This window comes from Paenibacillus sp. RU5M (assembly GCF_900221055.1).
Lineage (GTDB): Bacteria > Bacillota > Bacilli > Paenibacillales > Paenibacillaceae > Paenibacillus > Paenibacillus marchantiae.
The window spans coordinates 23340-34744 of record NZ_OBQM01000026.1 but is presented as its reverse complement, the minus strand read 5'-3'; the positions used below and the strand labels follow the sequence as shown (position 1 = coordinate 34744).

Sequence of the window (11405 nt, the reverse complement as noted above, 5' to 3'; positions counted from 1 at the left end):
AACTTTATTGTGGCTCGGTAGCTCAGTCGGTAGAGCAGAGGACTGAAAATCCTCGTGTCGGCGGTTCGATTCCGTCCCGAGCCACCATTTATCACCACTTAATATGCCGGTGTAGCTCAACTGGTAGAGCAACTGACTTGTAATCAGTAGGTTGGGGGTTCAAGTCCTCTCGCCGGCACCATGTAATTCTGGAGGATTAGCGAAGCGGCCAAACGCATCAGACTGTAAATCTGCTCCCGTACGGGTTCGGTGGTTCGAATCCATCATCCTCCACCAGTTTTGCGAGTCATTAGCTCAGTTGGTAGAGCACCTGACTTTTAATCAGGGTGTCGAAGGTTCGAGCCCTTCATGACTCACCATTATATGCGCGTGTGGCGGAATTGGCAGACGCACTAGACTTAGGATCTAGCGTCTTTGACGTGGGGGTTCAAGTCCCTCCACGCGCATCCCTTATATGCGGAAGTGGCTCAGCGGTAGAGCATCGCCTTGCCAAGGCGAGGGTCGCGGGTTCGATTCCCGTCTTCCGCTCCAATATTTTGCGCCCTTAGCTCAGCTGGATAGAGCGTTTGACTACGAATCAAAAGGCCGGGAGTTCGAATCTCTCAGGGCGCGCCATTTATAACTTCATATGCCGGCGTGGCGGAATGGCAGACGCGCTCGACTCAAAATCGAGTGGGAAACCGTGGAGGTTCGAGTCCTCTCGCCGGTATAGATAACGGGATGTAGCTCAGCTTGGTAGAGCACCTGGTTTGGGACCAGGGGGTCGCATGTTCAAATCGTGTCATCCCGATTTTTACATGCGGGTGTAGTTCAATGGTAGAACTTTAGCCTTCCAAGCTAATAGCGTGGGTTCGATTCCCATCACCCGCTTTATAGAAACAAAAAAAGAGATGGTTTCTGCCATCTCTTTTTTTGTGTTTTTTTACGTTTCTATCGGCATCTGAACATTCACTCCAATACTATTAATTTATCGGATCATAGCTTTATTAACAGTGGGATAATACACAATACCACATTGATAAAGCTATGTTTATTTGTCATTTTGTAAAACGCTTACAAAAATATCTTGCCTAATCCTTCAGCCTGTAATACTATATCAATTAAGCGCTTAACCTTCAGGGGTAAGGCGCTTAAACTTAACGTAGATTAAGCGCTTAACCCGTAAAGGGAAGGGAGATGATCATTCCATGACAACCATTAGACTGACGATGGCTCAGGCACTGCTCCGATATCTGGATCAGCAATATATTTCTATTGATGGGGTAGAAACCAAGTTTGTGAAAGGTGTTATCGGCATTTTCGGTCACGGTAACGTAACTGGTATTGGAGAGGCACTGGAGCGTAGTTCTGGAAGTCTGACGTATATGCAGGGTAAAAATGAACAAGGCATGGTACATACGGCAGCAGCCTATGCCAAGCAGAAGAACCGTAGACAGATATATGCCTGCACAACATCCATCGGACCAGGAGCACTGAACATGATTACCGCAGCGGCAACGGCAACGGTCAATCGTATTCCCGTTTTACTGCTTCCGGGTGATAACTTTGCCACGCGTGAACCAGATCCCGTGCTGCAGCAGCTGGAGGTAAGCGGCGATTATACGATTTCAGCCACTGATCCGTTCAAAGCGGTCAGCAAATACTGGGATCGCATTGTGCGTCCCGAACAGCTGATGATTGCTGCCACGCAGGCGATGCGCGTGCTGATGGACCCGGCGGAGACGGGCGCGGTAACGCTGGCGCTGCCGCAGGATGTGCAGGCAGAGGCGTACGATTACCCTGAATCGTTCTTCGCCCGCAAGGTACATTACCTGGACCGTCGTCCCCCGGTCCAGGCGGCCATTGAACGGGCAGCGCAGCAGATTGCCCGTGGCAGGAAGCCGCTGATCGTAGCCGGCGGCGGCGTGTTGTATGCCGAGGCATCCACAGAGCTGGCTGAATTCGCCGAGGCATTTGGCATTCCGGTTGCCGAGACGCAGGCTGGCAAGAGTGCCTTGGCGTGGGACCACCCACTTAATGTGGGGGCTATCGGCGTTACCGGCTCGCTGGCTGCCAACAGGCTTGCCAGAGAAGCAGATGTGGTAATCGGAATCGGCACCCGGTTCTCGGATTTTACGACGGCGTCTCGTTCCGCTTTTCAGCATCCCGAAGCGGCCTTCATCAATATTAACCTGAACGGCATGGATGCCGCCAAATTGGGTGGAGAAGCGATTTTGGCGGATGCACGGGAAGGTCTGCAAGCTTTGCAAGCGGCTTTACAGGGACGGCAGTACCACAGTGGATACGGAACATCTGAGATCGCCGACCTGCGGGATGAGTGGAACACCGAGGTGGATCGACTCTATGGACTGCAACATGAGGCAGGGTTGGCACAGACAACCGCGGTCGGTGTAATTAATCGGACCATTGACCCTTCTTCCGTCATTGTGTGTGCGGCGGGAAGTTTGCCTGGAGACTTGCACCGTCTATGGCGCGCGTCTGCACCGAAAACATACCACATGGAGTACGGCTTCTCCTGTATGGGCTATGAGGTGAGCGGTGCATTCGGAGCAGCTCTTGCGGAGCCGGATCGTGAAGTGTATGCCATGGTGGGTGACGGTAGTTACCTAATGCTTCATTCTGAACTGATGACGAGCTTGCAGGAACAGAAGAAGATGACCATTTTACTATTCAACAACAACGGATTTCAGTGTATTCATAATTTGCAACGGGAGCACGGAAGTGACGGTTTCGGCAACGAGTTCCGCTATCGGGAATCGGAGAGCGGACGACTGACAGGAGATTACATGCCTATGGATTTTGCAGCCCATGCCCGCAGCCTTGGAGCCAAATCCTATAAGGCAGAGACGACAGAACAATTGGAGCAGGCGATCAGAGACGCACGGAATGAGACCGTGACTACACTGATCGAAATTCCAGTCGTGCCCGGAACCAATGCAGGCGGATATGAGTCCTGGTGGAATGTGGGTGTGCCGGAAGTATCCAACGAGGAAAAGGTGATAACGGCTCACCACGCGATGCAGGCAAACCGTGCCAAAGCTAGACTCATTTAATTGAGCATATCATCAATCCAAAGAGTAACTTTCAATCAACATGATATAGATGGGAATGCGCGCGTTAAATAGAATGATGCAAAAATGTTGAACCACAAAAGGAGACGTGGAGCCATGAACAAGCTGCCATTTCAGCTCGGGATTCATCCGATCAACTGGGTCGGAGAGGATGTAAAGGAGCATGGTGATGCAACAACATGTGAACAGATTCTGGATGACATTCAGCGACTTGGCCTGACAGGTACGGAGATGGGACGCAAATATCCCACGGATCCAGACACATTGCGGGAGGAGCTGGGCAAGCGCAATATACGCCTCGTTTCCCAGTGGAAATCGGTATTGTTCTCCGACCCGGCGTATCGCCAGTCTGAGCTGGACAGCTATCGCAGACATGCGGAGTTTCTGCAATCGATGGGCAGTACGGTGATCAGCACGGCGGAAGTAGGTGGCTCCCTGCATTTTGACCCAAGGCGGACACCGTATGAAAAAGAAGTGTTGAGGCTCAGTGAATCGGAATGGCACATCCTTGCTGAGGGGCTGAACGAAGCAGGTGCCATCGCCCGTGAGCACGGGTTGAAGCTGACGTATCATCACCATGGCGGTACCGTTGTTGAGCAACCGGAAGAGATCGATAAATTGATGGAACTGACTGACCCATCTCTTGTTTATTTGCTCTATGACACAGGTCATGCTTACTACGGCGGAGCTGACCCGTTAGCTCTCCTACGCAAGCATTATGACCGGATTGCCTATATTCATCTGAAGGATATCCGTCCTCAAGTGTTGGACGCAGCACGGGCGGAACAGTCTGATTTTGTGGGCTGTATTCGTAAAGGGGTTTTTACGGTTCCCGGAGATGGATGTATTGATTTTGCACCGGTTCTGCAGGAGTTGGTCACACGGGGGTATGATGGCTGGGCGATGCTTGAAGGCGAACAGGACCCTGCGATTCATAATCCGTATGAGTATGCGCGGCGATCGTTGCAATATATGGAGTCCTTATACCAGCACAGCTGATAAAGTCATGGCCATCGGGAGAGAGCCATACCATGAGGTAAACCAGATTATGAGTGTGAGTTTGATGAATGTATCATTCCAAATCCCATCACAGAAAGGGGTTCAAATACAATGACTTACGTATCCTTTCCTGATTCCAGGAAGATGGATTTCACCGCGATTGGCCGTCTGTGCATCGACTTGAATGCCAATGAGATCAATCGCCCGATGGAAGAGACGATGACTTTTACAAAATATGTGGGCGGATCTCCGGCTAATATCACGATTGGCATGTCCAGACTCGGTATGGAAACGGCATTTATCGGCAAAATCGCGAATGACCAGATGGGCAGGTTCATCAACAGTTATCTGGAGCGGAACGGGATCGATACGTCAAATGTGGTAACGGACGATACCGGAGCGGTGACAGGACTTGCTTTTACCGAGATCAAAAGTCCAACCGATTGCAGCATTCTAATGTATCGTGACCATGTGGCTGATCTGCTATTGCAGTCGAGAGAGGTGCAGGAACAGCTGATTGCCGACTCCAAAGTGCTGCTGATCTCAGGTACAGCCCTCGCCCAGAGCCCATCTCGTGAAGCGGTATTCCAGGCGCTGGCATATGCGAAAAAGCATGGCACAATCATTGTGTTCGATCTGGACTATCGTCCTTACACATGGACATCAGCCGAAGAGACGGCGGTCTATTATAACCTCGCGGCCGAGAAATGCGATATTATCCTGGGCACTCGTGAAGAGTTCGACATGATGGAAACGTTTGACCATAATCCAGACCATAGCGATCAGGTGACCGCGCAAAAATGGTTCGATTTCTCAGCTAAAATTGTCGTCATCAAACATGGCAAGGAAGGCTCCATTGCCTATACAGGTGAAGGGCTATCTCATCAAACGGACAGCTACCCTGCGCGTGTGGTGAAGACATTTGGAGCAGGTGATTCCTACGCGGCGGGATTCCTGTATGGGTTGATGCAGGGATGGACAATTAAACGCAGCATGGCGTTTGGCAGTGCGGCAGCATGTATCGTTATCTCCAGCCACAGCTGCTCGGATGCGATGCCAACGGTGGAACAAGTGAATGACTATATTGAACGCTGCAATCGAGGCGAAATTACGGTTTCTTGAAGCGTGCTGAAGTACTTGGAGTGGATGGAGTAATTGACGCAACGCACATATAAACGAAGGGAGACAGGGCTATGGGAAAAGGGATTTCGGAAACGTCAGCAACAGCGACAATGGTTCAAAACTGGATTGGGGGTGCCTGGGTGACCCCGGCGGCAACCCGTACGGAGCCGGTTGTGAATCCGGCTACGGAAGAGGTCATTGCACACGTACCGCTGTCTGAACAGGCGGATGTGGACTTGGCCGTCCAGACGGCACGGGAGGCGTTCCCGTCCTGGAGTGGCACACCGGTTCCCCGCCGTGCACGGATTCTGTTCCGCTACCAGCAGCTGCTGGTGGAGCACTGGGAAGAACTCGCGCGGCTGGTTACGCTGGAGAACGGTAAAAGCTACGCGGAAGCCTACGGCGAAGTGCAGCGTGGCATCGAATGCGTCGAATTCGCGGCAGGCGCCCCGAACCTGATGATGGGCAAACAGCTGCCCGACATCGCCACCGGGCTGGAGTCAGGCATGTATCGGTACCCGATCGGTGTTATTGGGGGAATAACTCCCTTCAACTTCCCGATGATGGTACCGTGCTGGATGTTCCCGCTAGCGATTGCGTGCGGCAACACCTTTGTCCTGAAACCGTCCGAGCGCACACCGCTGCTGGCAGGCCGTCTGGCTGAGCTGTTCAAGGAGGCAGGGCTTCCGGACGGCGTGCTCAATATCGTTCACGGTGCGCATGACGTCGTGAATGGCCTCCTTGAACACAAGGATGTTCAAGCGATCTCTTTTGTCGGATCACAGCCTGTGGCTGAATATGTTTACACTACCGCATCCGCACATGGCAAACGGGTACAGGCGCTTGCTGGTGCCAAAAATCACTCGATCGTTATGCCGGACGCCGATCTCGACCTGACGGTAAAAGAAATCACCAGTGCGGCCTTCGGCTCAGCCGGAGAACGCTGTATGGCCTGCTCGGTTGTTGTGGCCGTGGGCGATGTTGCTGACACGCTGGTGCAAAAGCTGGTGGAAGCGGCAGATCGCATCACGATTGGTAACGGCATGGATGAAGGAGTATTCCTGGGTCCTGTCATTCGTGGCTCGCATAAGGAACGTACACTTAGCTACATTGAATCCGGAGAACAGGAAGGCGCTGCTCTGATCCGCGATGGTCGCAAAGATGAAGCGACAGGCAAGTCTGGTTATTTCGTTGGTCCGACGGTATTTGATGAGGTGCAGAGCACTATGAAGATCTGGAAGGACGAGATTTTTGCACCGGTACTCTCGGTAGCGAGGGTAGCTACGTTGGAGGAAGCAGTAGAACTGGCCAACCGTTCCGACTTTGCCAACGGAGCTTGCCTGTTCACCCGCAGTGGAGCAAGCATGCGCCAATTCCGTGAAACGATTGATGCAGGCATGCTGGGCATTAACTTGGGCGTACCTGCGCCAATGGCATTTTTCCCTTTTTCCGGCTGGAAGAAATCGTTCTACGGTGATTTGCATGCCAACGGTACAGATGGCGTTGAATTTTATACTCGCAAAAAGATGGTTACTGCCCGCTGGTAGTCACTCAGGGCATACCCAGCCAATGGAAGAACGTTGAGTCCACATGGACACATACAGGGAGGATAACGGAATGGGCAAGGATAAAGTGAGAATTGGCATCATCGGCGCTGGGCGTATTGGTAAAATTCATGCGGACAATCTCCTGCGCAACCCGCATGCCGAGATTGTTGGCATCAGTGATTTGTTTGCAGGACCCGAGCTGGAGGCGTGGGCTTCCAGCCGTGGCATTCCGGTGGTAACGACAGATAGCAGCCAGCTGATCGCCATGCCAAATGTGGATGCAGTGCTGATCTGTTCCTCAACAGATACGCATGTACCCCTGATTGAACAGGCAGCCCAGGCGGGCAAACACATTTTTTGCGAGAAGCCGGTCAGTATGGATCTTCATCAGACTCAGGCAGCTGTTGCAGCCGTGCAGAAGGCTGGGGTAAAGCTGCAAATCGGATTCAATCGTCGATTCGATCATAACTTCAAACGGGTACGTGCACATGTGCAGGAGGGAGCGATTGGTGATCCGCATATTATCAAAATCACTTCTCGTGACCCGAGTCCGCCGCCAGCGGAGTACATCCGGGTGTCTGGCGGAATCTTCATGGACATGATGATCCATGATTTCGATATGGCCCGGTATCTGACCGGTAGTGAGGTGGAGGAAGTCTATGCCCAGGGCAATGTGCTGATTCATCCTGTTTTTGCGGAACACGGCGATGTGGATACGGCCATTGTGACGTTGAGTTTTGAAAATGGAGCAATCGGCGTCATTGATAACAGCCGCCAAGCGGTATATGGATACGATCAGCGAGTCGAGGTATTTGGCTCATTGGGCAGCGCAACAGCTGCGAACGATCATCCGAATACGGCAGAAATTAGTACAGCAAATGGATTGATGCGCGACAAGCCGCTACACTTTTTCCTGGAGAGATACAACGAAGCGTACGTGCAGGAGACTGCTCTTTTCGTCGACGCGATTCGGAACGAAACACCTGTCATCGTAAACGGGAATGATGCCGTTCAGGCAGAACGCATCGCACTCGCCGCACGCATGTCCATGGAACAAGGCAGACCTGTGAAGCTGCGGGAAGTCCCGGGGATGTCGGTGGAATCGCAGACGGTTGCCCCGTAGAGCTATTTTCAAAATAACAAGTTCATTTCATCTAATAGACAGCCGTCAGGATTACGGATAAATACCGGAAGGAGTGGAAGGAAGTATGTCAGAACGCGTAGTAAAACCTGTGTTGAATCCAAAAGCAGACGGAACGTTGTTGACGGTCACACCAGAGTCTGCGGGATGGGAATATGTTGGGTTCCAGGTGGTGCAGCTTGTGGAGGGACAGACCCTAACTCGTGAGAGCGGGGATCAGGAACTCTGTCTTGTGCTTCTCAGCGGCTTGGCGAATATAAGTACTCGTGAATATACGTGGGAGAATATCGGGAAAAGAATGAGTGTTTTTGAAAAAATTCCTCCGTATTCGATTTACGTATCCAGTTCAGATCGAGTGGAGTTAACAGCTCTTACCGCATTGGAGATTGCCATATGTGCAGCACCAGGTAAAGGCACGTATCCAGCTCGTCTGATTGCCCCGGATGATGTAGGTGTTGAGACGCGTGGTTACGGCAATCTGGAACGACAGATTCACAATATATTGCCGGAACAAAAAGAAGCAGACAGTCTGCTTGTCGTTGAGGTGTTCACACCAGATGGACATTGGTCGAGCTATCCGCCGCATAAACATGACCGGGACGCCCTGCCTGACGAATCATTGCTAGAGGAGACGTACTATTTCCGAGTGCAGCCTGAGCAGGGGTTTGCCATCCAACGGATATACACCGATGATCGAGCTGTAGATGAGACGATTGCAGTGAACAACGGCGAAGTTGTGCTTGTTCCGTGTGGATACCATCCGGTAGGTGCTCCTCCGGGATACGACGTCTACTATCTGAATGTGATGGCAGGACCAACCCGGACCTGGAAGTTCCATAACGACCCGGACCATGATTGGCTGATGAATAAAAAGTAGTATCGGCTTCAAGTTGCGTATGCGGACTTCCCCCTGCATAATGAGAAGAAAACGATTACCTATATATAAGAGAATTTATATATAGCACAAATGGGGAAATAACAATGAAAGCAACCATATATGATATAGCACGCGAGGCGGGGGTATCCATTGCAACCGTCTCACAGGTCATTAACGGCAAAGGTAAAATTAGCGAGAAGCGGCGCGCCGAGATTATGGAGATCATGGAGCGGCTTCACTACCAGCCGAGCGCTATTGCTGCTGCACTTACGGGTAAGCAGACATACACGCTCGGGCTGCTCGTGCCCGATATCTCTAATCCGTATTTTGCCGAGCTGGCCAGAGCGGTAGAAGATCGCAGTCGGCAGTTGGGTTATAGCGTCGTGATTTGCAGCACAGATAATAAGGACGAGCGGGTAGAGCGGTATTTGAATCTGCTTCAGCAAAAAAGGGTCGACGGCATGATGATCGGAACAGGTATCGACAATGCCGAGATTCTGTCTCCACTCCTGCAACAGTCGATACCTGTTGCTCTGATTGCCCGTCATATGCCGTCGTTATCGGTACATACCGTTGCGATCGATGACAGGCTTGGTGGCGCCTTGGCAGCACAGCATCTGCTTGAATTGGGTCATAGTCACGTAGCGGTGCTGTCCGAACCGTTCAAAGTCAGCAGCAGTCAGGAACGTGTACGCGGATTTCGTGAAGCATTGGAGCAGGCGGGTTACTCTCTTGAAGCCGACCAGGTGAGAGAGTCATATGCCGATTTGGGTTCAGCCAAAAAAGAGGCGCTCGTGCTGCTCACGGAAAAGAATCGAGCCACAGGCATCTTCTGTTGTAACGACATGCAGGCAATTGGTGCGCTTCAGGCTGCCAAAGAACTAGGACTGCGTGTGCCTGAAGATGTATCAATCATCGGATTCGATAATACCATTCTGGCTTCGGTAACCAGTCCGCCTCTGACAACGGTTGCCCAACCTATTGAGGATCTGGGGCGTCGTGCCGTTGATTTATTAATTGATGAGCTAAAAGATGAAGGTAAATCACCACAGAAAATTGTCCTGAAGCCTGAATTGGTCATTAGAGACTCAACAGGAAAGGTATCAAATCAATCTTGAAAACACAGCCCTGTCCAGAAACATATACGTCGTCCCTACAAAACAAGCCGCGTGCCCCTAAGGGTGAACGCGGCTTGTTTGAGTTAAATCTTGAACTTCTTCACTTCTTCGTACAGTGTATTGGCATGCTGCGCCAGCTCATTGGAACGTTCCGAGATGCTTGTAATGTAATTGAACTGTTCCTGCGTGGAAGAAGCAACCTCTTCCGTGGAAGCCGCGCTCTGTTCCGACATGGCTGCAACACTGGAGATCATTATGAAGAGGTTTTTTCTTTATAAAATGCATGTATTTAATGGGTTATTTTAATGATCTAGAACAATATTTGGATGAGGTGGTATACTTATAATGAACTTTAATTTTCCTGATTCACCCAATAACGAGAGGAGAGCTCAATGAAAAAAAGAACCAAAACCATTCTTGGTGTGGTCGTTGTACTCGTGATTGCAGCTATTACGATACCAATGTACATTTCGAGACAATATACCACCTTTCGAGCTGAAGTCACGGATCATATGAGTATGCTGGATACACTGGACATTCTGATTATCAAAAAAATACCGACCACCGATCCATACGATGAAGAAGAAGTGACTATTAAAGATCCCCAAGAGATTAGAAAGATATTAAAGCTTACGAAGGATATCGAATTAAGAAGAGTAAAGCAAATAGATATCTCCGAGCGATCGGAGGGGAACCCATATTACTATGACTGGCAGCTTTTGACGAAGAAAGAAGATCGATTTACAGAAGGCTTTGGAATTACGTTTTATAACGAACATGCCGTCTCTATCTACAGCGGATACAAAACGAGAGATCAACTTGAAAATTATGAAATTACCAATGATTTTAATTTAAATGAAATGGAACGCCTCTTTACCAATTTGAAGGAGGGGAAAAAATGACGGAATATCAATTACGTCCGATTGAAGAGCAGGATATCCCTTTTCTGTGGGAGATGTTGTATGCATCCATGTTCAAGCGGGAGGGCGAAGAGCCTTTTGAACCTGAGATCATTCATAGCCCCGGCATGTCCAAGTACGTTGAAGGCTGGGGGAGAGAGGGAGATTTCGGATTTATCGCCGTGGATTCTCAAGGCAAACGTATGGGTTCGGTGACGTTGCGATTTTTTAATGAGCAGAATGCGGGATATGGTTATGTAAATGCGGCTACACCCGAGATGGGAATGGCTGTGGTTGAGACAGGGCGTGGCAAAGGAATAGGCACCCGTCTCATTCAGGCGGCGTTAGAAGAGGCTCGAAAGCGGGATATTGACGCCGTTTCGCTCAGTGTTGATCCAGATAACGAAGCAATTCGGCTTTATCGGCGTTTCGGATTCGTCGAACATGGCATGTGTGGTACATCTGTAACGATGGTTTGCATGATAAACCCATGACCTTACTGCAAACATGATGAACGTATTCTTATGGAGAGTTTGAAAATACAAAAAGGCGTTCCCTCATATTCAGGGAATCGCCTTAAGATATATATGCCTGCATGTTCATCGCACCATATTTCCATTGTGCTCACATA

Annotated in this window: 10 protein-coding genes and 10 tRNA genes; 19 read left to right on the top strand and 1 reads right to left on the bottom strand. The window is 50.4% G+C overall.

All coding sequences use genetic code 11. The annotated features are described in order from the left end of the window. Positions 1-11: 11 nt before the first annotated feature. The 17 genes from CRO25_RS32890 to CRO25_RS32810 all read left to right on the top strand — a co-directional run bounded on the left by CRO25_RS32890 (position 12) and on the right by CRO25_RS32810 (position 9875). Positions 12-87 (top strand) — tRNA-Phe (locus CRO25_RS32890). A gap of 18 nt (positions 88-105) precedes the next feature. Then, a tRNA-Thr gene (locus CRO25_RS32885) sits at positions 106-181 on the top strand. Positions 182-190: 9 nt separating this feature from the next. Next, positions 191-276 (top strand) — tRNA-Tyr (locus CRO25_RS32880). A gap of 7 nt (positions 277-283) precedes the next feature. Then, a tRNA-Lys gene (locus tag CRO25_RS32875) sits at positions 284-359 on the top strand. A 6-nt stretch (positions 360-365) separates the two neighbouring features. After that, positions 366-446, top strand: a tRNA-Leu gene (locus CRO25_RS32870). 10 nt (positions 447-456) lie between these two features. Then, positions 457-531: transfer RNA gene (locus CRO25_RS32865), tRNA-Gly, on the top strand. 7 nt (positions 532-538) lie between these two features. Further along, positions 539-615 (top strand) — tRNA-Arg (locus CRO25_RS32860). A 15-nt stretch (positions 616-630) separates the two neighbouring features. Beyond that, positions 631-709, top strand: a tRNA-Leu gene (locus tag CRO25_RS32855). A gap of 7 nt (positions 710-716) precedes the next feature. Next, positions 717-790: transfer RNA gene (locus CRO25_RS32850), tRNA-Pro, on the top strand. A 9-nt stretch (positions 791-799) separates the two neighbouring features. Then, a tRNA-Gly gene (locus CRO25_RS32845) sits at positions 800-870 on the top strand. Positions 871-1187: 317 nt separating this feature from the next. Beyond that, positions 1188-3053 carry a 3D-(3,5/4)-trihydroxycyclohexane-1,2-dione acylhydrolase (decyclizing) gene (iolD, locus tag CRO25_RS32840; RefSeq protein WP_079697760.1) on the top strand — a complete coding sequence of 622 codons (1866 nt, stop codon included), beginning with the start codon at positions 1188-1190 and terminating at the stop codon, positions 3051-3053. A gap of 114 nt (positions 3054-3167) precedes the next feature. Continuing rightward, positions 3168-4070 carry a myo-inosose-2 dehydratase gene (gene iolE, locus CRO25_RS32835; protein WP_079697759.1) on the top strand — a complete coding sequence of 301 codons (903 nt, stop codon included), beginning with the start codon at positions 3168-3170 and terminating at the stop codon, positions 4068-4070. Between the two features lie 111 nt (positions 4071-4181). Then, entirely contained in the window at positions 4182-5192 is a 1011-nt protein-coding gene (gene iolC, locus CRO25_RS32830; protein WP_079697758.1) for a 5-dehydro-2-deoxygluconokinase, read from the top strand. A 71-nt stretch (positions 5193-5263) separates the two neighbouring features. Next, positions 5264-6739, top strand: coding sequence for a CoA-acylating methylmalonate-semialdehyde dehydrogenase (locus tag CRO25_RS32825; protein WP_306291833.1), 1476 nt, complete (start codon positions 5264-5266; stop codon positions 6737-6739). 70 nt (positions 6740-6809) lie between these two features. Further along, positions 6810-7862, top strand: coding sequence for an inositol 2-dehydrogenase (gene iolG / locus CRO25_RS32820; protein WP_079697757.1), 1053 nt, complete (start codon positions 6810-6812; stop codon positions 7860-7862). 85 nt (positions 7863-7947) lie between these two features. Further along, positions 7948-8757: a 5-deoxy-glucuronate isomerase gene (gene iolB, locus CRO25_RS32815; RefSeq protein WP_079697756.1), complete on the top strand. Its 810-nt coding sequence runs from the start codon at positions 7948-7950 to the stop codon at positions 8755-8757. Positions 8758-8861: 104 nt separating this feature from the next. After that, positions 8862-9875, top strand: a complete 1014-nt coding sequence (locus CRO25_RS32810) for a LacI family DNA-binding transcriptional regulator (RefSeq protein WP_079697755.1) — start codon at positions 8862-8864, stop codon at positions 9873-9875. An 83-nt stretch (positions 9876-9958) separates the two neighbouring features. On the opposite strand, the gene CRO25_RS33650 is transcribed toward CRO25_RS32810, so the two are convergent. Next, on the bottom strand, positions 9959-10108 hold the full coding sequence (locus tag CRO25_RS33650; protein ID WP_157258625.1) for a hypothetical protein: 150 nt from the start codon (positions 10106-10108) through the stop codon (positions 9959-9961). A gap of 159 nt (positions 10109-10267) precedes the next feature. Here CRO25_RS33650 and CRO25_RS32805 point away from each other — a divergent pair, with 159 nt between their 5' ends. Further along, a complete protein-coding gene (locus tag CRO25_RS32805) occupies positions 10268-10777 on the top strand; it encodes a hypothetical protein (RefSeq protein ID WP_079697754.1) in 510 nt (169 codons plus the stop codon). Then, a complete protein-coding gene (locus tag CRO25_RS32800; RefSeq protein ID WP_079697753.1) occupies positions 10774-11268 on the top strand; it encodes a GNAT family N-acetyltransferase in 495 nt (164 codons plus the stop codon). Before CRO25_RS32805 ends, CRO25_RS32800 begins: the two co-directional genes overlap by 4 nt. The last annotated feature ends 137 nt before the right edge of the window (positions 11269-11405 follow it).

What these genes read in the sequence shown, in the direction of transcription:
- iolD (WP_079697760.1), top strand. Translation starts at nt 1,188, where the DNA reads ATGACAACCATTAGACTGACGATGGCTCAGGCACTGCTCCGATATCTG.
- iolE (WP_079697759.1), top strand. Translation starts at nt 3,168, where the DNA reads ATGAACAAGCTGCCATTTCAGCTCGGGATTCATCCGATCAACTGGGTC.
- iolC (WP_079697758.1), top strand. Translation starts at nt 4,182, where the DNA reads ATGACTTACGTATCCTTTCCTGATTCCAGGAAGATGGATTTCACCGCG.
- CRO25_RS32825 (WP_306291833.1), top strand. Translation starts at nt 5,264, where the DNA reads ATGGGAAAAGGGATTTCGGAAACGTCAGCAACAGCGACAATGGTTCAA.
- iolG (WP_079697757.1), top strand. Translation starts at nt 6,810, where the DNA reads ATGGGCAAGGATAAAGTGAGAATTGGCATCATCGGCGCTGGGCGTATT.
- iolB (WP_079697756.1), top strand. Translation starts at nt 7,948, where the DNA reads ATGTCAGAACGCGTAGTAAAACCTGTGTTGAATCCAAAAGCAGACGGA.
- CRO25_RS32810 (WP_079697755.1), top strand. Translation starts at nt 8,862, where the DNA reads ATGAAAGCAACCATATATGATATAGCACGCGAGGCGGGGGTATCCATT.
- CRO25_RS33650 (WP_157258625.1), bottom strand. Translation starts at nt 10,108, where the DNA reads ATGTCGGAACAGAGCGCGGCTTCCACGGAAGAGGTTGCTTCTTCCACG.
- CRO25_RS32805 (WP_079697754.1), top strand. Translation starts at nt 10,268, where the DNA reads ATGAAAAAAAGAACCAAAACCATTCTTGGTGTGGTCGTTGTACTCGTG.
- CRO25_RS32800 (WP_079697753.1), top strand. Translation starts at nt 10,774, where the DNA reads ATGACGGAATATCAATTACGTCCGATTGAAGAGCAGGATATCCCTTTT.